Raw genomic sequence first — 24,734 nt, forward strand, 5'->3', positions numbered from 1 at the left:
CGGCCCGCCGTGGCTCCCGGTGCGCCGGAAGCTCGGCGGGCCGGCCGGGCTCACTTACTTGCGGACGACGGCGCCGCAGCAGCAGGAACAGGCGCCGGGCACCAGAACGGCCTCGTCGCGACCGGCCCCGAAGGGCTCGAGCGCGGCCTGCGGGGTGCTGTTGCGGTGTTCGGTGACCTTCTCGGACTGCAGCTTCACGGCAGCCTCCTTTCGCTGGATCGGGATAGTGAGGAATGCATTCCGGTGAGCTCGGCGGGCCCATTCTCCGAGGCTCACGAGGACGCAACCTAACACCATTCGAGGAAAGCTCACAAGGGTAAACAGTCGTCAAGTAAAGGCAAAAAGCAAGAGACTGGATTCCGTTTTGCGCAGGGATCCAGCCAGATTATTTCAGGGGTATTGCGGGACCGGGTTCCCGCTGTTAGCAAGGCTCCATGACCGTCGAAGACAACGCCCCGGTCGACCTGCTCGACCCGGCATTCATGGCCGACCCGGGCCCGGCCTACGAGCGGCTGCGCAGCACGGCCCCCGTCACCCGGATCCGGTTACGGCCGGGCCTGTCCCCGTGGCTGATCAGCGGCTACGAGGAGGCGCGCACCGTCCTGTCCGACCCGGTGTTCAGCGTGGACCCGGCCCGCACCCGGCCCGGCGTGCGCGAGGCGATCGCGGCCGGCCGCGCCGAGGAGAAGACGGCGCTGCTCGGCCGGCACCTGCTGAGCGTGGACCCGCCCGACCACACCCGGATGCGCCGGCTGATGTCCCGGGCCCTGACCGCCCGCCGGATGCAGCAGCTGCGGGGGCCGGTCGGCACCTTCGCCACGGAGCTGCTGGACGCACTGACCGGACGTCGGGAGTTCGACGTCCTGGGCGACTACGCCCTGCCCCTGGCCGTGCGGGTGATCTGCGAACTCATCGGCATCCCGCCCGAGGACCGGGCCGCCTTCCAGCGCTGGGGAAGCCTGCTGGTCCGCTCCGAGCTGCAGGACGACGCCTCCTTCGACCGGGTCTCCGACGAGATGGCCGGATACCTCGTCCCGCTGGTCGCCGCCCGCCGGGCCGAACCCGCCGACGACCTGGTCAGCGCGCTGGTCGCCGCCCACGACGAGGAGCGGCTGGACGACTACGAGCTGATCTCCCTCGTCTACCAGCTGTTCTTCGCCGGCCATGAGTCCAGCGCCTACCTGATCGCCAACGCCACCCTGCGGCTGCTCGCCCACCCCGACGAGCGGGCCGCACTCGCCCGCGAGCCGGAGCGGATCGAGTCGCTGATCGAGGAGGTGCTGCGCATCGACGGGCCGGTCAAGGTGCCCACCTGGCGCTTCCCGGTCCGGGACGTCGATCTGGCCGGGGTGCGCCTGCGGGCGGGCGAGCCGGTCCTCGTCCTGCTCGGCGCGGCCGGCCGCGACCCCCGTCGCTTCCCCGACCCCGACCGCTTCGACACCGGGCGGACAGCCGTCCAGCAGCACCTCGCCTTCAGCCACGGCATCCACCACTGCATGGGCGCGGCCGTCGGCCGTATGGAGGGCCAGGTCGCCGTCGGCCGGCTGTTCCAGCGCTTCCCGGAGCTGCGTCTGGCCGTACCGCCGGAGCGACTGCGCTGGCGGGACAACCTGATGATGCGCGGGGTCTGCGAGCTGCCCGTCCGGGTGGGGTGAGGGACGGGACGCGCGGTGCATGAACAGGGCCTTGCGAAGCCGGGCGCCGGACGGATCCCGCTGACGGGGGATTCCAGACGAGATCCGCCCGGCAGTCTCATGAGGTGCGGTCGGCGGGGCTCTTCTCGCGCGCCGGGGCGGCCGCGGGATCGGTGTCGACGTCGTCCCGGTCACGCCCGCGCACCAGCAGGAACACCACCACCGCCGTGACCAGCAGCAGGGCCGCGCCCACCCGCTCCGCCAGGTGCAGGCCGTCCACGAACGCCGCGTTCACCAGGGCGCCGATCCGCCGGTCCCCGCCGCCGCCGGCGCTCTGCGCACCGCCGGCCGCCACCGCACGTACGACCTCGTCGCGCACCTCCGCCGGGACGTGGGCGTCGGTGAGGCGGTCGCGGACGCCGTCCGTCATCCGGGTCGTCAGCAGCGTGCCGAGGACGGCCACCCCGAAGACGCTGCCCAGCTGCCGGGTCGCGTTGCTCGCGCCGGACGCCATGCCGGAGCGGTTCGCCGGGACCCGCATCATCACCAGCGTGGAGATCGGCGTGAGGGTCAGCCCGATACCGAGGCCCACCAGCAGGACGACCCACCAGTACGACGAGTAGTGCGCACCGACGCCGTACAGCGAGGCCCCGAACATCGTCAGCGCCGAGCACAGGATGCCCAGCGTCAGCGGCACGGCGCCGCCCATCCGCCCGGTCATCCAGCCCGCGGGCGGCGCCGCGACCATGGCCAGCAGCATGCCCGGCAGGATGGCGAGGCCGGCGCCCACGGCGGACCAGCCGAGGACCGTCTGGAGCCAGAGCATCAGGAAGTAGGTGATGGCGAACAGGCCGAAGTAGAGAACGAATCCGGCCAGCACCGCGCCGGTGAAGACGGGATCGCGGAAGAACGACAGGTCGAGCATCGGTTCGCGCACCAGCTTCTCGGTGACCACGAACGCCACCAGGAGCACTCCGCCCGCGACGAACGCACCGATCACCAGCCGGTCGCTCCAGCCGCGTGAACCGCCCTCGATCGTGGCGTACACCAGCGCCGCCACGGCCGCCACGGACAGCACCAGACCGGCCAGGTCCAGGCGCCGCTCGGGACTGGCCGACTCCGGCACCGTCCACATGCCCAGCAGCAGGCCGATCACGGCGACGGGGACGTACATCCAGAAGATGCCCGCCCAGCCGAAGTTCTCCACCAGTGGTCCGCCCGCCACCGGCCCGAAGGCGACGGCCGCGCCGGCGACGGCGGCCCAGATGCCGATCGCGGTGCCACGCTCGCCGCTGTCGGTGAAGACGTGCCTGATGATCGACAGCGTGTTGGGCATCAGCAGGGCCGCGCCCACCCCGAGCACGGCCTGCCCGGCCACGAGCACCCACACGGACCCGGCGAGCGCGGAGAAGACCGAGCCCGCGAGGAACACCGCGAGGCCGGTGAGGAAGGTCCGCTTGCGTCCGAAGCGGTCGCCGCACGCGCCGCCCGTCAGCATCAGCGCGGCGAACGCCAGCGAATAGCCGCTGATGACCCACTGGATGTCCTGGATGCCGCCGCTCAGGTCGTCCTGGATGTCCGGTAACGCCGTGCTGAGCACCGTGGACTGGAGCATCGTCAGCGCCAGCGGGACGCACAGTGCCGGCAGCGTGCGGTAGGGGCTGGGACCGGTCGGGGCGGGTGTGTCCGCCGTCATCGTGCACCGTCCTGTCGTCGCGTTCTCCGGCTGCCGCACAGCCGGCTGTCTAACACCGTTAGAGAGACTCTAACACCGTAAGGCGGGACGGGGAAGGCGCACGCGGGGCGCACGGACGGCAAGGGGCGCCCCGGGATGCGCGGAGCGCGAAGAGTGGGGAGGGGTGCGAAAGAGGGGAGCGCGAAGAGGGGGACGGTGCGCGGGAGGGGAGGGCCCGCGTCGACAGGGCGTCGGCAAAGGAGCAGGCCGGGCGGGCGTAGCGTAGAGGGCATGACGAAGTACGGATCCTTTCCCGGTACGCGTCCGAGGCGGCTGCGGACCTCGCCCGTCATGCGCCGCATGGTCGCCGAGACCCGGCTGAACCCCGCCGACTTCATCCTCCCGGCGTTCGTCCGGGAAGGCGTCAGTGAGCCGGTGCCGATCGGGGCGATGCCCGGGGTCGTGCAGCACACCCGGGACAGCCTGAAGAAGGCCGCGCTGGAGGCCGTTCAGGCCGGGGTCTCCGGGATCATGCTGTTCGGCGTGCCGGAGGACGGGAAGAAGGACGCCCGGGGCACGGCCGGCACCGACCCGGACGGGATCCTCCAGCTCGCCCTGCGGGACGTCCGCGCCGAGGTCGGCGACGACCTGCTCGTCATGTCCGACCTGTGCCTGGACGAGTTCACCGACCACGGGCACTGCGGGGTCCTGGACGCCGAGGGCCGTGTCGACAACGACGCCACCCTGGAGCGGTACGCCGAGATGGCGCAGGTGCAGGCCGACGCCGGCGCCCACGTCGTCGGGCCGAGCGGCATGATGGACGGCCAGATCGGCGTCATCCGCGACGCGCTCGACCAGATCGGCCGCGAGGACGTCGCGATCCTCGCCTACACCGTCAAGTACTCCTCCGCCTTCTTCGGCCCCTTCCGCGAGGCCGTCGCCTCCTCCCTCCAGGGCGACCGCAAGACGTACCAGCAGGACCCCGCCAACTGGCGCGAGTCCCTGCGGGAGCTGGAGCTGGACCTGGCCGAGGGCGCCGACATGGTCATGGTCAAGCCGGCCGGCCCCTACCTCGACATCCTCGCCCGGGTCGCGGACGCCGTGGACGTGCCCGTCGCCGCCTACCAGATCTCCGGCGAGTACGCGATGGTAGAGGCCGCCGCCGAGAAGGGCTGGATCGACCGGGACCAGGCGATCTTCGAGACCCTCACCGGTATCAAGCGGGCCGGGGCCCGGAACATCCTCACCTACTGGGCCACCGAGGCGGCCCAGAAGCTGCGCTAGCCGCGAGCCGTCACCAGCCGGCGATGGCGTCCAGGTCCTGCTGCCAGTAGGTCACCTTCAGCGAGCTGTCGTAGTAGACGCCCTTGGCCGGCAGGGACGGGGTCGCGGACGGGCCGCCGCTGCTGTTCGGGGTGAGGCCCTGGAAGCCCACCGTCAGCTTGCGGGCCGTCATCCCGCCGGTGCCGCTGCCGTCGGCGGACGACAGCAGCACGCCCGCGTACCCCGACTCGCCGGGCGCCAGGGAGACCACGGCCTGCGGCTGGGTGTCCCGGTCCGCCTGCGGCACCCACTGCATCTGGTCGAAGCGGAGCACGGGGTAGTACGGCAGCTCGCACGTCTTGCCGCCGGTGTTCTTCACGGTGATCAGCAGGTGGTTGAGGGGCCGGGCGAGCGGCTGCGCGGTGACGGTTGTGTTCGCGCCGTTGCACAGCACCACGGAGCCGCCGGCGGTGCCGGTGCGGGTGCCGCGCGCGGTGGGGGAGGCGCTCGGCCGCGCGTCGGGTGCGTGGGTGCGGGCCACGGGCCTGCCGTTCCCCGTACGGCCGCCGGTGGCGGCCTGGGACGTCTCCGCCGCGGCCTTCCCCGACGCGGCCTTCTCCGCCGACGCCGCCGGGGTCGTCGGCCGGGAGGCGCCCTCGTCCCTGGTGCCGCCCGCGGTGCCGCACGCCGTGAGCGCGAGGGCGGTGACGGCGGTGCCGGTGGCGGCGAGCAGACGGATATGGCGCATTCGCATGGCAAGTCCTCTTTCGGGCTGGGCCGGTTGGCGTGCTTGGATGACCACAGCCTGTGGGCGGGGCCGTCCCGGCGGCCAGCAGCGGCCGCGGATCCGGGACGCTGGAACGCTCACACCGGCTTTGACCTGCGGGAACAGTCCCTCCCTGGAACGCCGGGGTGGGACGAGGGGGAACGGAGAAACGGTGTCGGAAGGCATGCCCGAAAGCGGCTTCGCGGAGCTGCTGCGGGAGTTGAAGAACCGCTCCGGGCACAGCTACGGCACGCTCGCCAAGCGGCTGCACATGAGTACGTCGACGCTCCACCGGTACTGCAACGGGGACGCCGTACCGGCGGACTACGCACCGGTGGAGCGGTTCGCCCGGCTGTGCAGGGCCACGCCCGGGGAACTCGTGGAGCTGCACCGGCGGTGGGTGCTGGCGGACGCGTGGCGCGGGCGGAAGGAGCCGTCGCCGGTGACGGTGACCGAACCCGAACCGGTGGCCGCGGCGGAACCCGAGCCGGTGGCCGCGCCCGAGTCCGAGCCCGAGGCCCGGGCCGAGCTGGTGCCCGTGGCCGAGTCCGAGCCGGTGGCCGCGGCGGAACCCGAGCCGGTGCCGGCCCCGGTGGCCGCAGCCGGACCCGAGCCGGCGTCGGAGCCGGTGCCGGCCGCGCCCCGGCGCCGGAGTCGCCGCCCCGCCGTCCTCCTCGCCGCCCTGACCGTCACCGCGCTGCTCGGCACCGCTGCGGTCGCGCTGAACCTGCCCACCGGGCACCCCGGCGACGGAAAGCGGGACGCCCGGGACGGCAAGGGCACCACGGCCACCTGGGAGGCCGCCGCCCGGGACAGCGCGTCGCCGGCGCCGACGGCCGCGAGCCCGGCGCCGCACCGGTCCGCCGCCCGCCCGGCCTCGCCCTCACCCAAGGCCTCCGCCGCCCGCAGCGGCACCCCGGCGGACGGCTCGGGTGCCGCCCCGCCCCAGCGGGCGACGACCGCCCCGCCCCTCACGGTCACCACGCACCCCTTCAGCTGGGAGAGCCCCTGCGACCAGCACTACCTGATCGACCGGCCGCCCACCGCCGTCGCCCCGCCGCCGCTGGAACAGGACGCACCCGCCTGGGTGGACGTGCACAAGGCGGTCTCGGCGGGGGAGCAGTTCGTCACCTTCACCGTGCAGGGCACCGGTGAGCAGACCGTCGTCCTGGAGAAGCTGTCCGTGCGCATGGCGGGCAAGCGGTCACCGCTCGCCTGGAACGACTACGCCATGGGCTATCCCGACGTCGGCTGCGGCGGCGGTGTGCCGACCCACTCCTTCACCGTCGCCCTGGACGCGATGCGCCCCGCCCCCGTACCGGAGGCGGGGAGCCGGGACTTCCCGTTCAAGGTGAGCCGGTCGGACCCGGAGGTCTTCTACGTCACGGCCGACGCGTCCGCGTACGACGTCAGCTGGTACCTGGAGTTGTCCTGGTCCAGCGGGGACCGGCACGGCACACTGCTGATCGACGACGCCGGCCGGCCGTTCCGCACCAGCGGCAACAACGGCCGTCCGGCGTACGCCTTCCCCCTCGGCGGCGAGAAGTGGCAACCGGCGTCGGAGCAGCACTGACCCTTCCGGCTCAGTCCCACCAGAAGGACCAACTCGTGGCGCCGACCAGCTCCTCGGCGTACGCCCGCAACGTGGTGGTGCCGTCCGTCGGGCAGAACGCGAAGTGCTCCACCGCCACCGCCTCGGCCTGAGCCGTGCTGGTCGGCGGAGCCGCGACCGACAGGGCCAGTGTGTCGTAGCCGAGCGCCGTGACCCGTATGCCGAAGCGGTCCTCCCAGGAGCGCAGCACCGCACTCAGCCGGGCCACGTCGCTGTCGTAGTTCAGCGGCCCCGGCCACCCGATCACCGCCGGTATGTCGGCGGACCTGCGGGCCGGGACCAGCGCGAGACGCGGCTCCTTCAGCCGAGGCCGCGCACCGTCCGTCAGCCCGTCCGCCACCTGGGCGGCCCGGGTGTCCGGATCGGCGGCGAGGGAACAGGCGCCGGCCAGCCCCGGCCAACTGCTCCCGAAGGGCTGCACACCCGCCTCGTCCTCCGCGACCTCCTGCCAGTACTCCGCGAGGACCTCCTCGGCGTCGTGGTCCCCGGGGTACGACATGAGCCCCGGACTCAGCTCCCACTGCTCGGGCCCGGCCATGGCCCCGCCCACGTCGACGAGCACCGGCAACAGCCCCGCACGTCTGGCCGGGGCGCCGAGCACCTTCCAGGTGCCCGGCGCGGCGGGCTTGTCCGCCAGCCACAGCAAGGGCTCGTGCCAGGAGCCGTCGTCCGTTTCGTCCACCAGCCTGCCGGGCGGCAGTTGCAGCCCCAGGGAACGTCCACTGGGATCGGTGGCCAGCCTGGGCAGCGGGTTGGGAAGAGTCGCCATACCGATGACTGTAGGGCCGGCCACTGACAACGCCCTTGACCCGCTTGGCCGGTGGAGGCGCGACCGTGCCGGAGGGGGCGTCCCGTGCGCAGTGTCCGGCCCGGTCTCAGACCAGCGTCGTGATGCAGAACGGATGCCCCGCCGGGTCCAGCAGCACCCGCCACCGGTCCGGCTGCGGCTGGTGCTCCGGCTTGGTCGCGCCCAGGGCGAGCAGGTGGGCCTCGGACTCGTCCAGGTCGTCCACGCCCACCTCGATGTGGGCCTGCTTCTCCTGGGCCGGATCCGGCCAGGTGGGGCGGCGGTAGTCGGCCAGGCGGTTGAAGCCCAGGCCCGGCGCGCCGTCCTTGCCGCCCAGGAACACGAACTCGTCGGAGGTGTAGGCGACGGACAGGCCGAACATCTCGCCGTAGAAACGGGACAGTTCGACCGGATCGGCGCAGTCGAAGGTGACGGCGGCGTAGCGGAAGACGGGTGCGGAAGCGGTGTCTGTGCTCATGAGGACGACCGTAGGACGCAACCCGGACAGGTACGGTCCTGGTCGTGCCGGCCCGTGTGAAAAACTTCCGCCGTGCTCAGCGCCTCCGCCCGCCTGCTGCGCCTGCTCTCGCTGCTCGCCGCCCGGCCCTCCTGGACCTGCGCCGAACTGGCCGGCCGGATGGCCGTCACCGACCGCACCGTGCGGCGGGACATCGCCAGGCTGCGGGAACTCGGCTACACCGTCGACTCCGAGGCCGGACCCTGGGGTGGTTACCGGCTGAGGGCCGGTGCACGCGTCCCGCCCCTGATCCTGGACGACGAGGAGGCGCTCGCCGTGGCCGTGGGGCTGCGCGGGGCCGCGCTCGGCGGAGCCCTCGGCGGGGACCAGGCCGCGCTGTCGGCGCTGCTCAAGCTGCGCCAGGTGCTGCCGCCCCGGATCGCCGAGCGGCTCGGGGAGTGGGACGACGCCCTGGTACGGCTGCCCGGGTCCGAAGGGCCGCAGCTGCGGCCCGGCATGCTGCTGGAGCTGGCCGCCGCCTGCCGGCGGGGCGAGCGCGCCCGGCTGTCGTACCGCGACGGGCAGGGCCGGCACACGGTCCGGGACGTCGATCCGTACCGGCTCGTCCACGCCGGACGGCGCTGGTACTTCGTCGCCCGGGACACGGCACACGGGTGGCGGACGTTCCGGGCCGACCGCGTCGAGCGGCTCCAGCCCACCGGGCACCCGGTGGAGATCGGTGATCCCCCGGATCCCGCCCGGCTCGTCTCGCGCAACACCGCCGTCGGCCCCTACCCGCTGGCCGCCACCGTTCGGCTCCCGCTGCCCATGGCGGACGCGCTGCGCGTCGTACCCGCCACCGTCGGCACCCACCGCGCCGACGGGCCCGGCGCCACGATCGTGGACATCGGCGGCCCCGACCCGGACGGACTCGCCCGCTACCTGCTGGGCCTCGCCACTCCGTTGTGCGTCCTCGGCCCGGAGGCGGTACGGGAGGCCTACGTGCGCCGCGTGCGGGAACTCCTGGCCGCGCAGACGGCCGACGGCCCGCCCCCGGAGTGAGGGCGGGCCGTCGGCGTCGTGCGGGCGCGCTCGGTCAGAGCTTCTCGGGCGTGCGGATGCCCAGCAGGGCCATCCCCTGGTGCAGGGTGCGGGCCGTGACGTCGCACAGGAAGAGGCGGTTCTCCACCTGCGCCGGGGTCTCGGCGCGCAGCACCGGGCACTTGTCGTAGAACGACGTGTACAGGGACGCCAGCTGGTACAGGTACGCCGCCAGCTTGTGCGGGGCGTACTCCGCCGCCGCCTCCCGGACCGTCTCCGCGAAGGAGTCCAGGTGCAGGCCGAGGGCGCGCTCGGCGTCGGCCAGGGCCAGCTCCGGGTGGGCCGCCGGGGAGACCTCGCCGGCCTTGCGGAGGATGGACCGGATACGGGCGTAGGCGTACTGGAGGTAGACGGACGTGTCGCCGTTCAGCGAGACCATCTGGTCCAGGTCGAACTTGTAGTCCCGGTTCGCCGACGTCGACAGGTCCGCGTACTTCACCGCGCCGATGCCCACCTGGGCGCCCCGCTCGGCGATCTCCTCCTCGGACAGGTCCTGCGCCTTCTCCCGGACCACGGCCGACGCGCGGTCGATCGCCTCGTCCAGCAGGTCGACCAGGCGGACCGTCTCGCCCTCACGGGTCTTGAACGGCTTGCCGTCCTTGCCGAGGACCGTGCCGAAGGCCAGCTGCACCGCGGTCACGTCGTCGTTCAGCCAGCCGGCCCGGCGGGCGGTCTCGAAGACCATCCGGAAGTGCAGGGCCTGCCGCGCGTCCACCACGTACAGCAGGGTGTTCGCCTTGAGGTTGAAGACGCGGTCGCGGATCGCGGACAGGTCGGTGGCCGCGTAGCCGTAACCGCCGTCCGACTTCTGCACGATCAGCGGGACCGGGTTGCCGTCCGGGCCCTTGATGTCGTCGAAGAACACGCACAGGGCGCCCTCGGAGCGGACCGCGACACCCGACTCCTCCAGCAGGCGGCAGGTCTCGGCCAGCATGTCGTTGTAACCCGACTCGCCGACGATGTCCGCGTCCCGGATCTCCATGTCCAGCTTCTCGAAGACGGAGAAGAAGTAGATCTTCGACTCGTCCACGAACTTCTGCCACATGGCGAGCGTGTGCTCGTCCCCGGCCTGGAGGTCGACCACCCGGCGGCGGGCCCGCGTCTTGAACTCCTCGTCGGAGTCGAACTTCTTCCGCGCGGCCTTGTAGAGGCGGTCGAGGTTCGACATCGCCTCCTCACCCGTCACCTCGGCGGCCTTGTGGTCCAGTTCGTGCGGGTGCTCGTCCAGGTACTGGATGAGCATGCCGAACTGGGTGCCCCAGTCGCCGATGTGGTGACGCCGGACCACGTTCTCGCCGGTGAACTCCAGCAGCTGCACCACCGAGTCACCGATCACCGCGGACCGCAGGTGGCCGACGTGCATCTCCTTCGCCACGTTCGGCTGCGCGTAGTCGATCACCGTCGTACCCGGGTGCTCGGCGTACGGCACGCCCAGCCGGCCCGTCTCGTCCGCGTACCGCGCGGCCAGGTTCCCGGTGATCGCCTTGTCCGCGATCGTGATGTTGAGGAAGCCGGGCCCGGAGACCTCGACGTCCTGGATCACGTCACCCGTCACCACCCGGGAGACGACCTGGGTCGCCAGCTCCCGCGGGTTCGCCTTCGCCTTCTTCGCCAGGGCCAGGATGCCGTTGGCCTGGAAGTCGGCCCGGTCGCTTCGTCGCAGCAGCGGGTCCGCGCCGGCGGCCTCCGGCAGGGTGGCCGAGAGGGCGGACGCGAGGTGCTGCTGGACGTTGTCGCTGAGGGACGTGACCGAGGCCATAGGAAGGGGTGCCGTTCTCCTCGTGGGGATGGATAGACCCACCCAGTATCCCATGGGGGGTAAAGCCGTTTTCCCGGCCGCGAGTCCGTCTGTGAGAATGGGGTGTCACCCCGTTCAGAAAGAAGGACGTGCCGATCGTGGCTCAGAGCACCGAGACCACCGACTGGGTCTCCCGTTTCGCGGATGAGGTCATCGAGGAGTCGGAGCGCCGGGCCCCGGGCAAACCGGTCGTCGTCGCGTCCGGACTCTCCCCCTCCGGGCCGATCCACCTCGGCAACCTCCGCGAGGTCATGACCCCGCACCTCGTCGCCGACGAGGTCCGCCGCCGTGGCCACCAGGTCCGGCACCTGATCTCCTGGGACGACTACGACCGGTACCGCAAGGTCCCGGCCGGCGTCGCCGGCATCGACGAGTCCTGGGCGGAGCACATCGGCAAGCCGCTGACCTCCGTCCCGGCCCCGAAGGGATCGCCCCACCCGAACTGGGCCGAGCACTTCAAGGCCGCGATGATCGAGTCGCTGGCCCAGCTCGGCGTCGAGTTCGACGGGATCAGCCAGACCCAGCAGTACACCTCCGGCGCCTACCGCGAGCAGATCCTGCACGCCATGAGGCACCGGAACGACATCGACGCCATCCTGGCGCAGTACCGCACGAAGAAGGCCCCGAAGAAGCAGCAGAAGCCGGTCGACGCGGCCGAGCTGGAGGCCGAGGAGGGCTCCGGCGCCGCGTCCGAGGACGACGGCAGCTCCGGCTCCGCCGGGTACTTCCCGTACAAGCCGTACTGCGGCGACTGCGGCAAGGACCTGACCACCGTCACCTCCTACGACGACGACAGCACCGAGCTGGCGTACACCTGCACCGCGTGCGGCTTCGCCGAGACCGTCCGGCTGAGCGAGTTCAACCGCGGCAAGCTGGTCTGGAAGGTCGACTGGCCGATGCGCTGGGCGTACGAGGGCGTGATCTTCGAGCCGAGCGGCGTCGACCACTCCTCCCCCGGGTCCAGCTTCCAGGTCGGCGGCCAGATCGTCGGCATCTTCGGCGGGCAGCAGCCCATCGGCCCCATGTACGCGTTCGTCGGCATCTCCGGCATGGCCAAGATGTCGTCCTCGCGGGGCGGGGTCCCGACCCCGGCCGACGCGCTGAAGATCATGGAGCCCCAGCTGCTGCGCTGGCTCTACGCCCGCCGCAAGCCCAACCAGTCCTTCAAGATCGCCTTCGACCAGGAGATCCAGCGGCTCTACGACGAGTGGGACAAGCTCGCCGCCAAGGTCGCCGACGGCTCCGCGCTGCCCGGCGACGTGGCCGCCTACACCCGCGCCGTCGGCACCGCCGCCGGTGAGCTGCCGAAGACGCCGCGCCCGCTGCCGTACCGCACGCTCGCGTCCGTCGCCGACATCACCGCCGGACACGAGGACCAGGCCCTGCGGATCCTCTCCGAGCTCGACCCGGAGCAGCCGCTGGCCTCCCTGGACGAGGTACGGCCCCGGTACGACAGGGCCGAGGCCTGGATCAACACGCACGTCCCCGCCGACCAGCGGACCATCGTGCGCGACGAGCCCGACGTCGACCTGCTCAAGTCCCTCGACGAGGCCTCCCAGCAGTCCCTGCGACTGCTCCTCGACGGACTCGCCGACCACTGGTCGCTCGACGGACTCACCCACCTCGTCTACGGCGTCCCCAAGGTCCAGGCCGGCTTCGCCGCCGACGCCACGCCGAAGGAACTCCCGCCCGAGATCAAGACGGCCCAGCGGACGTTCTTCGCCCTGCTGTACCACCTGCTCGTCGGCCGGGACACCGGCCCCCGGCTGCCCACCCTGCTGCTCGCGGTCGGGCAGGAGCGGGTACGGCGCCTGCTCGGCGAGTAAGCGGCAACGGAAAAGGGGCCCTCTTCGGCGGAGGGCCCCTTTCTCATGCCGTCATGCGATGTGCTCGTCCTGCATCTCCTGGTAGTGCCGCTCGGCGAAGACCTTGGCCAGGCGTTCGGCCTCGCCCCGGGGGAGCGACACGCCGTAGGTCGCCTCCACGTCCTCCCGGAGCTGCGGGCCGGTGGGATAGCTGCCGTCGATCGACTTGCGGAAGACCTGGTAGTAGTCCTCCTCCGTCGGCTCCGGCTCGGGCGTGCCGCCGCCCTCGCCCAGCTCGCGGGTCCGCGTCGCGCTCACCGGGATGGGGAAACTGCCGGTCTCCTCGGGAGAGGGCTGCTGGAACTGCTCCGGCGGCTGCTCCTCGTACCACTCCCCGTACTCCTCTTCGGGGGCGTACTGCGGCTCCTGCATCATCGGGTCGTACGTCGGGTCGTAGCCGCCGTGGTACTCGATCTCCCGCGGGGCCTGGAACCAGGGGCTCTCCTCGTCCACCGCGGGACCCTCCGGACGCTGCCCGCCGGCCGGTGGCGCCTGCCTCGGGACCGCCGCGCCGGCCCCGGCACGGCCCGCCGCCGCGGCGGGAACGCCCGCGACCGCGGCGCCCGCCGCCAACCGCGGCTGCTGCGGAACCGGAGGGAGCAGCACCGGCTCGATGCCCGCCGCCGCCAGGCCCGCCGGAGCCGTCTCCGCCAGCGGTACGCCGTAGCGCGCCAGCCTCAGCGGCATCAGGGACTCCACCGGAGCCTTCCTGCGCCACGCCCGGCCGAAGCGGCTGCGCAGCCGCGCCTGGTAGACGAGACGTTCCTGCTCCAGCTTGATCACCTGGTCGTAGGAACGCAGCTCCCACAGCTTCATACGGCGCCACAGCAGGAACGTGGGCACCGGGGAGAGCAGCCAGCGGGTGAGCCGGACACCCTCCATGTGCTTGTCCGCCGTGATGTCGGCGATACGGCCGATCGCATGCCGCGCCGCCTCGACCGCGACGACGAACAGCACCGGGATCACCGCGTGCATGCCCACACCCAGCGGATCCGGCCAGGCGGCCGCACCGTTGAACGCGATCGTCGCCGCCGTCAGCAACCACGCCGTCTGGCGGAGCAGCGGGAAGGGGATCCGGATCCAGGTCAGCAACAGATCAAGGGCGAGGAGAACACAGATACCTGCGTCGATACCCACCGGGAACACATAGGAGAAGTTCCCGAAGCCCTTCTTGATGGCCAGTTCCCGGACGGCCGCGTACGAACCGGCGAAGCCGATGCCGGCGATGATCAAGGCGCCGGTCACGACCACGCCGATGAGAACGCGGTGCATCCGAGTCAGCTGCAGTGGCGCGGCCACTCGTACTCCCCTCCCATTGCGTGTTGTTGCGCGCAACAGAGTGGCACACGTGTGCGGCGAACGTGATGCCGGTCAGCCGCTACGGCCTTCCGGTCAGCTCTCCCGCGCGGCCGACTTGGACGGAGATGCGCTGGAGGAGGACGACTTGGACGGCGACTTCGAAGGCGACGCCGGCTTCGACGGCTCCGACGACCCGGACGGCGAACTCGCCGCACCACCCGCACCGTTGGCCGACGACACCGACGCCACGACCTCCTTGAGCGCCTTCTCCGCCGCCTTCGTCAGGTCATCCGCGTCCGGAGTCTTCTCACCCGCGAGACCGGCACCGTTGTAGTCGACCGTCACGACGACGTTCTCCACCCGGGCGACGACCGTCTGCTGCTTGAAGAGGCCTTCCTTCTTCTTCAGGTCGTACCGCACCGCCGTCGCCTCCGCACCCGTGCCCGACAACGGCACGACCTTGGTGTTCTTGGCGCCGTCCACCGACTGGACGTCCTTGGACTGCCGCGTGAAGTACGTGTGCGCCTGGTCCGCACCGGAACCGCGCGTGGCATCCGAGTCGAAACGCAGCAGGGACACCGTCAGCCAGCGGAACTGCGACCCCTTCACGCCGTTGTTGTCCAGGCTGCTCCACGAGCAGGACGCACGCGTCGACGGATCGTCCGAAGTGCCCTTCTTCGCCGACTTCACACCCTTCGGGACCAGATCCTCCAGGGTCTTCTTCCCCAGCGCCCCACACGCGTCGGGAAGCTTCTGGTACGCGGCGGCCTGCACGGTCGGCGACGCACTCGCCGACGGCTGCGTACTGCCGCCACCCGCCGACTGCGTGCTCTCGGCACCGGACTTGGCCTTGGAGTCACCCGAATCCGAGGAACAGGCCGCCGTGATCAGAACCGCGGGAACGGCTGCCGCGCAGACAAGAGCGCGGCGAAGGCGCTTGGCTCGCTGGCTGGGCTGGGCACGGTCGTCTCGCTGGTCTGCTCGCTGCATGGTTCCTTCACTCATGACGCTCGGTGTTCGTGCGGGTTCCTGCGAGGCCACGGTACGCGGTGACCGAGCCGGGGGGCTTGCCTTCCCGCGCTTTGCGGACCGGGCCGGACGAGACCGGCGGGACCCTCAGCCGCCCAGCGTGTCATCCAGCCGAGAGGCCAGATCCAGGGCCCTGTCCTGCATTTCCTTGCTGTCCGGGACCGTTCCCAAGGCCATCGGCTGCTCCTCGTACTGGAGGGTGACGATGACGTTGGACGTGCGGAACACCACAGTCACCGTCCGCTGTTCGGCCGTCGAACCGGACGTGTTCAGCTGGTCGTCCACATACGCCTCGTCACCGAGATCGGAGAGCGTACGGGGCTGCAGATCGGTGGGCGTCGCACCGGAGGAGGAGGCGCCCGGGGACGCGGACGAGGAGGCGCCGCCGCTCTCGGAACCCTGCGAGGACGCGGACGGGGCCGAGGAGGAGGCCGGGGACGCGGACGCCGAGGAGGTGGGCGTCGGGGACTGCGGCGGCGCCGACGAAGTGCTCGGCGCCGGCAGATCGGCGGCCGTCTCCTTCTCCTGGAACAGCTTCTGCGCCTGGTCGTCGTCGCTGACGGTGTTGTCGTACGACACCACACGCTCGAAGTCCACCGACAGCCGGTCCGTGGCGTCGGCGGACTCCACCTTCCACCGGCAGCCGACCTTGCGATCCGTGTCGTAGGTGAGCGCGGCCTCGCCCTGGTACGCCTTGTCCCGCTGGTCCGGGTCGGTGATCTGCCGGATGCCCGGCAGCAGGGTGTCCAGCGTGTCGTGGCCGACCGCGCCGCAGGGCTCGGGGAGCGTGCGGTACTTGCCCGGCTGGGCGGCCACCGTCGCCGTTCCGGCGTCGCCCGGATTGGCGTTGTCCGTCGCGCCGTCGTCCCCGGAGCCGCTCGTGCAGCCGGCCAGCAGCGCCGCGAGGAGGGCGGCGGTGCCGGATACGTACGCCTTCCGCAGCACGGTCGGGCTCCTCTCGACGGTGTGTGCTCGCTCGGTGCTCCAGTGTCCCCGCTGGTTATTCGCTTGCCGCAGCGGGGCGCCCCCTGGAGACAATGTGTATCGCACGCACTGCCGTGGACGCCGGTCCCTTGTCCCTTTTCGTCGACCTTGGCGCCGCTTTTGCGTTTTGCTGTATTTGAGCCCTTTGTCGTTGATTTCGGGGAACGAGGAACATATGTCGTACGTGGAGATGCCGGGCGCCAAGGTCCCGATCCGGATGTGGACCGACCCGGCGACGGTCGAGGACGTGGCCCTGCGCCAGCTCCAGAACGTGGCCACCCTTCCCTGGATCAAGGGCCTGGCCGTGATGCCGGACGTGCACTACGGAAAGGGCGCCACGGTCGGCTCGGTCATCGCGATGCAGGGCGCGGTGTGCCCGGCGGCGGTGGGCGTGGACATCGGCTGCGGGATGTCGGCGGTACGGACGTCCCTGACGGCGAACGATCTCCCCGGTGACCTGTCGCGGCTGCGGTCGAAGATCGAGCAGGCGATACCGGTGGGGCGGGGCGCGCATGAGGATCCTGTCGAGCCGGGGCGGTTCCATGGGCTGGCGACCGCGGGATGGGGCGACTTCTGGGACCGGTTCGACGGGATTGCCGATGCCGTGCAGTTCCGGCGGGAGCGGGCCGTCTCGCAAATGGGAACGCTTGGCGGGGGCAATCATTTTATTGAAATTTGCATTGATGTGTCCGGTTCGGTGTGGTTGATGCTCCACTCCGGATCCCGGAACATCGGCAAGGAACTCGCCGAGCACCACATCGGCGTGGCCCAGAAGCTTCCGCACAACCAGGGCTTGGTCGACCGTGACCTCGCCGTCTTCGTGTCGGACACCCCGCAGATGGCGGCCTACCGCAACGACCTGTTCTGGGCGCAGGAGTACGCCAAGTACAACCGCACGCTCATGATGGCGCTCCTGAAGGACGTGATCCGCAAGGAGTTCAAGAAGGCGAAGCCGACCTTCGAGACGGAGATCTCCTGCCACCACAACTACGTGGCGGAGGAGCGGTACGAGGGCATGGACCTGCTCGTCACCCGCAAGGGAGCGATCCGGGCCGGCTCCGGCGACTACGGGATCATCCCCGGCTCGATGGGTACGGGGTCGTACATCGTGAAGGGCCTCGGCAACGAGCTGGCCTTCAACTCGGCCTCGCACGGCGCGGGCCGGCGGATGAGCCGGAACGCGGCCAAGCGGCGTTTCTCCACCCAGGACCTGGAGGACCAGACCCGGGGCGTGGAGTGCCGCAAGGACTCCGGCGTCGTGGACGAGATCCCGGGCGCCTACAAGTCGATCGACCAGGTCATCGACCAGCAGCGGGACCTGGTCCAGGTCGTGGCGAAGCTCAAGCAGGTCGTCTGCGTCAAGGGCTGACGTGAGAGACCCCCGGCTGACCCCGGGGGTCTGGCTCATCCGATCACTGGCCGGGCGTCAGCAATCGGCCGTTGCGCAGCCTCCACAGGCGCAGACGGCAGCTCCGCTCGGTGCGGCCGAGTTCGTCGGCGACGGCCGTGATGTCTGGAGCCTCAAGCAATGTGAGGTCTTCCCGGGCTGTCCAGCTGCGCCGCGAGTGTGCGGCACGCATGTCAAGCGGTCGCCGCCATGAGGCGATCGCGTCTGCCTTGACTTGTTTGCGTCCGAGCGACATGCAGCCGGGGTAGTACAACAAGGCTGTCAGTGTCTGAGCCACCTCCTTCTCGTACGAGATGTTGAAGACCCCATCGCGTGCGTTCCGTTTGATCGTGCGTTCCGTGCCGGTGGTCTCTCGGGCGTAGGAGCACAGGTAGGTGCCGATGGCTGCGCTTGACGTGGTCAGAGAGAGAAGGGGCCAGCCCTGGCCCGTGTAGCCGACTGATCCGTCAGCATCGATAAGTCCGCGAAGATAGTCGCGCTCTGCGAAGCTGCTCCTCGGGGGAGCGATCGTCTTGGACTTTCGGCCGTAGGGTAGGCCCAGTTCATTGAGCTTGGTCCTGGCTTCCAGAGAACTCAGCGTCCAGGTTGCCGAATGGTAGTTGTCGGCATAGTTCGTGGACCGTGTCCGCTCGGTGACGCTGCTGTTGTACGGCGTCAGGTGCTTGAACCTATACAGCAGGTCAATGTCCCTGGCCTTGAGTTCGACCGTAAGGCGGCCTTTCTGTCCCGTTCCTCGGTACAAGTGCCCATCCGCCTGTAAGAACCCGAACATGTACGCGTACTCGGGGACCGTGAGGTCCATGAACCGGTGGGCATTAGGCTCGCATTCAGCCACAGGAAGCCTCCACTTCCATGCTGGTCAGGCCCTCGGCCGGGCGGCATCCCGGGCGAGGGCCGTCGAGTTGATCGTGTGGCGCGAGCCTAGGGCGGATGTTCGTGCGGTGATCGGGTGATCGATGAGGTTCGCCCTTGTGGGTTACTCGCCCTCTGGTGCCAGCGAGTCCAGCCAGCGCAGCAGGCGTTCGCCCTCGCGGGTCATGATGGCCGGGTCGCGGAGGGCGTTGGTCAGGAGTGACATGCCCTGGTAGGCGCAGACCAGGGTGAGGGCGTGGTCGTCCGGGTCGGGCAGGCCCCACTGGCGGAACTGGGTGGCTGTCCAGTCCAGCAGGCGGCGGATGACCGCGCCGGCCTCCGCGTCCAGGGTGCCGTCGGCGCGTTTGTCGAGTTCGACGGCGAGCGTGCCGGTGGGGCAGCCGTGGCGGGCGGCGGTGTCGCGCTGGGCGACCCAGGCTTCGACGAGGGCCCTGAGGCGGTCGCGGGGGGTCGGCAACCGGTCCAGGGCGTCGGTGAGTTCGTCGAGGTGGGCCTGGTGTTCCGCCAGTGCCGCCTGGACCAGTTCGTCCTTGGTCTTGAAGTAGTAGTAGACGTTGCCCACCGGGACGTCGGCCTCGCGGGCGATGTCGGCGAGGGTGGTGCGCTCGACGCCCTGCTGGTGCAGGACGCGGGCCGCCGCCGCCGCGAGCCGTCGGCGCTTCTGTGACGCCCGTGCTCGCCGATCCACTGAGTTTGTCACCTGACTGACTATAGACAAGCGAGGGTGGCCGCATGCCGGCTCCTTTTAAGTCAGTCGACTGACTCAGAAGGAGGGGGCGTGATCGTTGTCGCCGCGTGGGTCGCGCGGAACCTGCCGGCGTTCGTCCAGCGCCTGCCGTGTGGATCATGCCGGGCCGGTCCGGTGTGATCCGTGCGAAGGACCCCGGGCCCGTCCGGCGGGCTACTTCGCGTGCCGTACGGCGTAGATCATGATGAACGCGACGAAGTGGATGCCGAAGAGGAAGTAGGCCAGGAAGTACCAGACCTGGCGTTCGTTCTTCGTCTCCTGGGCCAGCCGCCGCTTCTCCGGGGTGTCCTCGGTCGGGGAGTTCTCGTCCATCACGGCTCCCGGTGGATCTTGGTGTTGGACGCCTGGGCGCGCGGGCGCAGGACCAGGAGGTCGACGTTGACGTGGCTGGGGCGGGTCACCGCCCAGGTGATGGTCTCGGCCACGTCGTCGGCGGTGAGGGGCTCGGCGACGCCCTCGTAGACCTTGGCGGCCTTCTCCGTGTCCCCGCCGAAGCGGGTGAGGGCGAACTCGTCGGTCTTGACCATGCCGGGGGCGATCTCGATGACGCGGACCGGCTGGCCGACGATCTCCAGGCGCAGGGTCTCGGCGAGGACGTGGGCGCCGTGCTTGGCGGCCACGTAGCCGCCGCCGCCCTCGTAGGTGCCGTGGCCGGCGGTGGAGGAGACGACCACGATCACGCCGTCGCCGCCGGCGACGAGCTTGGGCAGCAGGGCCTGGGTGAGGTTGAGGGTGCCGATGACGTTGGTCTCGTACATCGTGCGCCAGTCGGCGGGGTCGCCGGTGGCCACCGGGTCCGCGCCGAGGGCGCCGCCCGCGTTGTTGACGAGGACGCCGATGGTCTTGAAGGCGGTGGCGAACTCGTCCACGGCGGCGCGGTCCGTCACGTCCAGCTGGTAGGCGACGGCGGAGTGGCCGGCCTTGGTGAGTTCCTCGGCGAGGGCTTCGATGCGGTCCTTGCGGCGGGCGGTGAGGACGACGCGGTAGCCGGCCGTGGCCAGTTGCCGGGCCGTGGCGGCGCCGATGCCGCTGCTCGCGCCGGTGACGACGGCGATGCGGGAGGCGGCGGACGGGGCGGCGGTGGCCATGGCTGCTCCTGGGGCTGCGTCGGGGTGGTGCGCTCGGGTGGTCGGGTCCAGCGTAAGTGAGCCTCAGCCGCCGTTCCGTGGCGCCCACATGATCACGGCCATCCCGGCGAGGCAGACCAGCGCTCCGGTGAGGTCCCAGCGGTCGGGGCGGTAGCCGTCGGCGATCACGCCCCACAGGAGGGAGCCGGCCACGAAGATCCCGCCGTAGGCGGCGAGGACGCGGCCGAAGTGGGCGTCGGGCTGGAAGGTGGCGACGAAGCCGTAGGCGCCGAGGGAGAGGACGCCGCCGACTGCCCACAGCCAGCCGCGGTGTTCGCGTACGCCTTGCCAGACCAGCCAGGCGCCGCCGATCTCGAACAGGGCGGCGACGACGAAGAGGGCGGCGGAGCGGAGGATCGGCATGGGCGCAGCCTCGCACGTGGCGGCGGTGTCACCTTGTTGGAGGGCGCCTGGCGGCCGGTTTGCGTGGCATACATCCGTACGGCGGCCGCAGGGCGGCGGCCGGGTGTACGGCGGTGCCGGCGCGAGCGAGGAGTGGTGAGGGCGTGCGGATGCGGGCGTGGGTGTTGTCCGGGGTGTGTGCCGGTGCCGTCCTGGTGCCGGGGACCGCGGTGGCCGCTCCGGTTCCGGAGGCCGATCTGGCCTTCCACGGGACCGCGGTGATGAACGGGGACCGGGTGGAGGTGCGGCTGACTCCGCAGAACAACGGGCCGGCCGCCGTCGCGGACGCCACGGTCCGGCTGCGCTGGTCGGTGGAGCTGGCCGACGAGCAGGAGCTGCCGGCCCGGTGTGCCCGGGAGGACGAGCGGACGGTGGTGTGCGGGACGGGGGCGCTGGCGGTGGACGCGGTGGGGGAGCGGATGCGGGTGCCGGTGCGGCTGCGGGAGCGGTCGCCGGAGGTGACGCTGGAGATCGACACCGCGTGGAGCGCGGGTGCGGTGGACCAGGACCGGTCGAACGACCGGATGGCGGTGCTGGTGCTGGACACCGGGGACGAGTACGCCTTCTGAGCCGTCCCTCGGTGCCGGTCAGGCGGGGTTGTCGGCGTCGTAGCGTTCGCGGGCCGTGCGGACCTCGTCGAAGTGGGTCTCCGCCCAGTCCTTCACGGCGGTGAGCAGGCCGGCGAGGCTGGCGCCGAGGGGGGTGAGGGCGTAGTCGACGCGGACCGGGACGCTGGGGGTGACGGTGCGGCTGACGATGCCGTCCCGTTCGAGGGCGCGCAGGGTCTGGGTGAGCATCTTGGGGCTGACGCCGGCGATCTTGCGGCTGAGGTCGCTGTAGCGCAGGGGGCCGGGAGTCAGGGCGGCGACGACGAGGCTGACCCACTTGTCGCTCAGCCGTCCGAGGAGCTGGTTGGTGGGGCAGCTGCGCAGGAAGGCGTCGTAGTCGGCGCGGGCCTGTTCGCGGCGCTGGGCGGCGGTCATGGTGGCCATGGGCTCTTCCCTTCGGGGCAGCTACGCACTCTCAGGTAACTACTTACGAATGGATAGTACCTCTCCTACGGTTGGTGTCGCGGCCGGAAACGGGCCGCTGCATCTGCAAGTGCCGTTCATTCAGGGAGAGTTGTCATGCGTGCTGCTGTGGTGAGGACGTTCGGCGGGCCGGAAGCGGTGGAGATCGCGGAGGTGCCGGTGCCGGAGCCGGGGGCGCGGCAGGTGCGGATCAAGGTGGCCGCGGGGGCGCTGAACCCCGTGGACGCGGGGGTGCGCGCCGGTTTCTTCGGCGGGGCCGGCAAGACGCTCGGGCTCGGCTGGGACGCGGCCGGGACGGTGGACGCGGTCGGTGCGGCCGCGGCCTGGCAGGTCGGCGACCCGGTGGTGGCGCTGGTGGCGGGGGTGGCCGGCCCGCTGGGGGCGCACGCGGAGTACGTCGTGGTGGACACGGACGCGGTGGCGAAGGCGCCGGCCGTGGTGGACGCCGTGCACGCGGGCACGCTGCCGCTGAACGGGCTGACCGCGCTCCAGGCGCTGGACCTGCTGGTTCTCGCGCCGGGCGGGTCGCTGCTGGTGACCGGGGCGGCGGGGGCGGTCGGCGGGTTCGCGGTGCAGCTGGCGGCGCACCGGGGGATCGAGGTGACCGGGCAGGGCCGCGCGGGCGACGAGGAACTGGTGCGTTCGCTGGGTGCCGCGCACTTCACATCCGAGGGGGTGCCGCCGGGGAGTGTGGACGCGGTGCTGGACGCGGCGGTGCTCGGCGAGGCGGCCCTGGAGTGGGTCCGGGACGGGGGCGCGTACGTCGGGGTCCACCCTGGGGCGGAGCCCGGGTCGGTGCGCGGGGTGCGGACCGGGGCCGTGGAGGTGGCCGCGCACGGGGTGCAGCTGGCGGAGCTGGTGCGGCTGGTGGACGAGGGGGTGCTGACCCTTCGGGTGGCCGAGACCTATGCCCTGGAGGAGGCGGCGAAGGCGCACGCCCGGCTGGGTGAGGGCGGCGTGCGGGGACGGCTGGTGCTGGTGCCGTAGCGGCCGGAAAGTCCCCGGAAGGCGCCGGTGGAAGGGGTGGGGAGGGGGCGGAATACCCGGGGTGGGGTGACCGTTGGAGGGGTGTAGTTGAACGGTCAACAACCTGGAGGGTGAGCGACCATGCAGTTCGGGATCTTCACGGTCGGCGACGTCACGCCGGACCCCACCACGGGGCGGACCCCGACCGAGCGCGAGCGGATCAAGGCCATGGTCGCCATCGCGCTGAAGGCCGAGGAGGTCGGGCTCGACGTCTTCGCGACCGGTGAGCACCACAACCCGCCGTTCGTGCCGTCGTCCCCGACCACCATGCTCGGCTACATAGCCGCGCGGACGGAGAAGCTGATCCTCTCCACGTCCACCACGCTGATCACCACCAACGACCCGGTGAAGATCGCGGAGGACTACGCGATGCTCCAGCACCTGGCCGACGGGCGCGTCGACCTGATGATGGGCCGCGGCAACACCGGGCCGGTCTACCCCTGGTTCGGGAAGGACATCCGGGAGGGCATCAACCTCGCCGTCGAGAACTACGCCCTGCTGCGCCGCCTGTGGACCGAGGACGTCGTGGACTGGGAGGGCAGGTTCCGCACGCCGTTGCAGGGCTTCACCTCCACCCCGCGTCCGCTGGACGACGTGGCGCCGTTCGTGTGGCACGGCTCGATCCGCTCGCCGGAGATCGCCGAGCAGGCCGCGTACTACGGCGACGGCTTCTTCCACAACAACATCTTCTGGCCCGCCGACCACACCAAGCGGATGGTGGAGTTCTACCGCAGGCGGTACGCCCACTACGGGCACGGCACGCCCGAGCAGGCGATCGTCGGCCTGGGCGGCCAGGTGTTCATGCGGAAGAACTCGCAGGACGCCGTGAAGGAGTTCCGGCCGTACTTCGACAACGCGCCGGTGTACGGCCACGGGCCCTCACTGGAGGACTTCACCGAGCAGACCCCGCTGACGGTGGGGTCCCCGCAGCAGGTGATCGACAAGACCCTGTCCTTCCGCGAGTACGCCGGTGACTACCAGCGCCAGCTGTTCCTCATGGACCACGCGGGGCTGCCGCTGAAGACCGTGCTGGAACAGCTCGACCTGCTCGGCGAGGAGGTCGTGCCCGTGCTGCGCGAGGAGTTCGCGAAGGGGCGCCCGGCGGACGTGCCGGAGGCGCCGACCCACCAGTCGCTGCTCGCCGCGAAGGAGAAGGAGGCGGCCACCGTATGAACGACCGCATGAACGACCGCATGAAGCTCGTCGTCGTGTCGGCGGGACTGAGCATCCCGTCCTCCACCCGGCTGCTCGCCGACCGGCTGGCCGCCGCCGTCGGCCGGCAGACGCCGGTGGCCCTCGAGGTGGTGGAGCTGCGTGAGCTCGCCGTCGAGATCGCGCACAACTTCACCAACGGGTTCGCGGGCAAGCATCTCGCCGCCGCGCAGGACGCGGTGGCGGGGGCCGACGGACTGATCGTCGTCACGCCCGTGTTCAGCGCGTCGTACAGCGGGCTGTTCAAGTCGTTCTTCGACGTGCTGGACAAGGACGCGCTGGCCGGGAAGCCGGTGCTGATCGGTGCGACCGGGGGTACGGGGCGGCACTCGCTGGTGCTGGAGCACGCGCTGCGGCCGCTGTTCGCCTACCTGCGGGCCGTGGTCGTGCCGACCGGGGTGTACGCGGCGTCCCAGGACTGGGGCGCGGACGGGCTGGCCGCGCGGATCGAACGGGCGGCGGCCGAGCTGGCCGCGCTCATGCCGTTGGCCCCGCGCGGGGACGAGGACACGGTGGTGCCCTTCGCCGAACAGCTGGCGGCGCTACAGCGCTGACCCCGTCCACCCACCCACCCGGCTCGCGGGTGGGTGGGGTCGGGCCTGTGACGGTGAGAGGGCGGTAAAAAGGGTGATCGCAG

Annotated in this window: 25 protein-coding genes; 10 read left to right on the forward strand and 15 right to left on the reverse strand. The window is 71.1% G+C overall.

The window, feature by feature from the left end:
- Positions 1-54: 54 nt before the first annotated feature.
- Positions 55-198, reverse strand: coding sequence for a hypothetical protein (locus S1361_RS22495; protein WP_208033602.1), 144 nt, complete (start codon positions 196-198; stop codon positions 55-57).
- Between the two features lie 236 nt (positions 199-434).
- Between S1361_RS22495 and S1361_RS22500 the strand changes: the two genes are divergently transcribed.
- A complete protein-coding gene (locus tag S1361_RS22500) occupies positions 435-1,655 on the forward strand; it encodes a cytochrome P450 family protein (protein WP_208033603.1) in 1,221 nt (406 codons plus the stop codon).
- A gap of 97 nt (positions 1,656-1,752) precedes the next feature.
- Here S1361_RS22500 and S1361_RS22505 read toward each other — a convergent pair whose 3' ends face one another.
- On the reverse strand, positions 1,753-3,330 hold the full coding sequence (locus tag S1361_RS22505; RefSeq protein WP_208033604.1) for an MFS transporter: 1,578 nt from the start codon (positions 3,328-3,330) through the stop codon (positions 1,753-1,755).
- A gap of 270 nt (positions 3,331-3,600) precedes the next feature.
- Between S1361_RS22505 and hemB the strand changes: the two genes are divergently transcribed.
- Positions 3,601-4,593, forward strand: coding sequence for a porphobilinogen synthase (gene hemB / locus S1361_RS22510; RefSeq protein WP_208033605.1), 993 nt, complete (start codon positions 3,601-3,603; stop codon positions 4,591-4,593).
- Positions 4,594-4,603: 10 nt separating this feature from the next.
- Here hemB and S1361_RS22515 read toward each other — a convergent pair whose 3' ends face one another.
- On the reverse strand, positions 4,604-5,320 hold the full coding sequence (locus S1361_RS22515) for a DUF4232 domain-containing protein (protein WP_208033606.1): 717 nt from the start codon (positions 5,318-5,320) through the stop codon (positions 4,604-4,606).
- A 202-nt stretch (positions 5,321-5,522) separates the two neighbouring features.
- On the opposite strand from S1361_RS22515, the gene S1361_RS22520 reads away from it, so the two are divergent.
- Positions 5,523-6,911: a transcriptional regulator gene (locus S1361_RS22520; protein WP_208033607.1), complete on the forward strand. Its 1,389-nt coding sequence runs from the start codon at positions 5,523-5,525 to the stop codon at positions 6,909-6,911.
- 10 nt (positions 6,912-6,921) lie between these two features.
- Here S1361_RS22520 and S1361_RS22525 read toward each other — a convergent pair whose 3' ends face one another.
- Together S1361_RS22525 and S1361_RS22530 are read right to left on the reverse strand one after the other, a co-directional pair.
- Positions 6,922-7,719 (reverse strand): DUF4253 domain-containing protein, encoded by a 798-nt coding sequence (locus S1361_RS22525; protein ID WP_208033608.1) that lies wholly within the window; start codon positions 7,717-7,719, stop codon positions 6,922-6,924.
- A gap of 106 nt (positions 7,720-7,825) precedes the next feature.
- Positions 7,826-8,215 (reverse strand): VOC family protein, encoded by a 390-nt coding sequence (locus tag S1361_RS22530; RefSeq protein WP_208033609.1) that lies wholly within the window; start codon positions 8,213-8,215, stop codon positions 7,826-7,828.
- Between the two features lie 72 nt (positions 8,216-8,287).
- On the opposite strand from S1361_RS22530, the gene S1361_RS22535 reads away from it, so the two are divergent.
- A complete protein-coding gene (locus S1361_RS22535) occupies positions 8,288-9,256 on the forward strand; it encodes a helix-turn-helix transcriptional regulator (RefSeq protein WP_208033610.1) in 969 nt (322 codons plus the stop codon).
- 34 nt (positions 9,257-9,290) lie between these two features.
- Here the strand turns inward: S1361_RS22535 and argS are convergent, their stop codons facing one another.
- Positions 9,291-11,054, reverse strand: a complete 1,764-nt coding sequence (argS, locus tag S1361_RS22540) for an arginine--tRNA ligase (RefSeq protein WP_208033611.1) — start codon at positions 11,052-11,054, stop codon at positions 9,291-9,293.
- 128 nt (positions 11,055-11,182) lie between these two features.
- Here argS and lysS point away from each other — a divergent pair, with 128 nt between their 5' ends.
- Positions 11,183-12,919 carry a lysine--tRNA ligase gene (lysS, locus tag S1361_RS22545; protein ID WP_208033612.1) on the forward strand — a complete coding sequence of 579 codons (1,737 nt, stop codon included), beginning with the start codon at positions 11,183-11,185 and terminating at the stop codon, positions 12,917-12,919.
- Positions 12,920-12,970: 51 nt separating this feature from the next.
- On the opposite strand, the gene S1361_RS22550 is transcribed toward lysS, so the two are convergent.
- The 3 genes from S1361_RS22550 to S1361_RS22560 form a co-directional block, all read right to left on the reverse strand.
- Positions 12,971-14,257 carry a DUF2637 domain-containing protein gene (locus S1361_RS22550; protein ID WP_243769264.1) on the reverse strand — a complete coding sequence of 429 codons (1,287 nt, stop codon included), beginning with the start codon at positions 14,255-14,257 and terminating at the stop codon, positions 12,971-12,973.
- A gap of 93 nt (positions 14,258-14,350) precedes the next feature.
- Positions 14,351-15,247: a DUF3558 domain-containing protein gene (locus S1361_RS22555; protein WP_243769265.1), complete on the reverse strand. Its 897-nt coding sequence runs from the start codon at positions 15,245-15,247 to the stop codon at positions 14,351-14,353.
- Positions 15,248-15,373: 126 nt separating this feature from the next.
- A complete protein-coding gene (locus tag S1361_RS22560) occupies positions 15,374-16,231 on the reverse strand; it encodes a DUF3558 domain-containing protein (protein ID WP_208033614.1) in 858 nt (285 codons plus the stop codon).
- Positions 16,232-16,445: 214 nt separating this feature from the next.
- Between S1361_RS22560 and S1361_RS22565 the strand changes: the two genes are divergently transcribed.
- A complete protein-coding gene (locus S1361_RS22565) occupies positions 16,446-17,639 on the forward strand; it encodes an RtcB family protein (protein WP_208033615.1) in 1,194 nt (397 codons plus the stop codon).
- Positions 17,640-17,682: 43 nt separating this feature from the next.
- Here the strand turns inward: S1361_RS22565 and S1361_RS22570 are convergent, their stop codons facing one another.
- From S1361_RS22570 to S1361_RS22590, 5 genes are all read right to left on the reverse strand, one after another.
- Positions 17,683-18,480, reverse strand: coding sequence for an LAGLIDADG family homing endonuclease (locus S1361_RS22570; RefSeq protein WP_208033616.1), 798 nt, complete (start codon positions 18,478-18,480; stop codon positions 17,683-17,685).
- Positions 18,481-18,654: 174 nt separating this feature from the next.
- Complete coding sequence (locus S1361_RS22575; protein ID WP_243769266.1) at positions 18,655-19,251, reverse strand: TetR/AcrR family transcriptional regulator; 597 nt, start codon at positions 19,249-19,251, stop codon at positions 18,655-18,657.
- Positions 19,252-19,452: 201 nt separating this feature from the next.
- Entirely contained in the window at positions 19,453-19,611 is a 159-nt protein-coding gene (locus tag S1361_RS22580) for a hypothetical protein (RefSeq protein WP_208033617.1), read from the reverse strand.
- The gene (locus S1361_RS22585) at positions 19,611-20,387 is read right to left on the reverse strand and encodes an SDR family NAD(P)-dependent oxidoreductase (protein WP_208033618.1); all 777 of its coding nucleotides are present in this window, start codon (positions 20,385-20,387) and stop codon (positions 19,611-19,613) included. The genes S1361_RS22580 and S1361_RS22585 overlap by 1 nt, the downstream gene beginning before the upstream one ends.
- 63 nt (positions 20,388-20,450) lie before the next feature.
- Positions 20,451-20,789: a YnfA family protein gene (locus S1361_RS22590; protein WP_208033619.1), complete on the reverse strand. Its 339-nt coding sequence runs from the start codon at positions 20,787-20,789 to the stop codon at positions 20,451-20,453.
- 149 nt (positions 20,790-20,938) lie between these two features.
- Between S1361_RS22590 and S1361_RS22595 the strand changes: the two genes are divergently transcribed.
- Complete coding sequence (locus S1361_RS22595) at positions 20,939-21,397, forward strand: hypothetical protein (RefSeq protein ID WP_208036721.1); 459 nt, start codon at positions 20,939-20,941, stop codon at positions 21,395-21,397.
- Between the two features lie 18 nt (positions 21,398-21,415).
- Here the strand turns inward: S1361_RS22595 and S1361_RS22600 are convergent, their stop codons facing one another.
- Entirely contained in the window at positions 21,416-21,820 is a 405-nt protein-coding gene (locus tag S1361_RS22600) for a winged helix-turn-helix transcriptional regulator (protein WP_208033620.1), read from the reverse strand.
- 135 nt (positions 21,821-21,955) lie between these two features.
- Between S1361_RS22600 and S1361_RS22605 the strand changes: the two genes are divergently transcribed.
- The 3 genes from S1361_RS22605 (at position 21,956) to S1361_RS22615 (ending at position 24,651) form a co-directional block, all read left to right on the forward strand.
- Positions 21,956-22,846 carry an NADP-dependent oxidoreductase gene (locus S1361_RS22605; protein WP_208033621.1) on the forward strand — a complete coding sequence of 297 codons (891 nt, stop codon included), beginning with the start codon at positions 21,956-21,958 and terminating at the stop codon, positions 22,844-22,846.
- 120 nt (positions 22,847-22,966) lie between these two features.
- On the forward strand, positions 22,967-24,058 hold the full coding sequence (locus S1361_RS22610) for an LLM class flavin-dependent oxidoreductase (protein ID WP_208033622.1): 1,092 nt from the start codon (positions 22,967-22,969) through the stop codon (positions 24,056-24,058).
- 20 nt (positions 24,059-24,078) lie between these two features.
- A complete protein-coding gene (locus S1361_RS22615) occupies positions 24,079-24,651 on the forward strand; it encodes a CE1759 family FMN reductase (protein WP_208036722.1) in 573 nt (190 codons plus the stop codon).
- The last annotated feature ends 83 nt before the right edge of the window (positions 24,652-24,734 follow it).

Source organism: Streptomyces cyanogenus (assembly GCF_017526105.1).
Classification (GTDB): Bacteria; Actinomycetota; Actinomycetes; order Streptomycetales; family Streptomycetaceae; genus Streptomyces; species Streptomyces cyanogenus.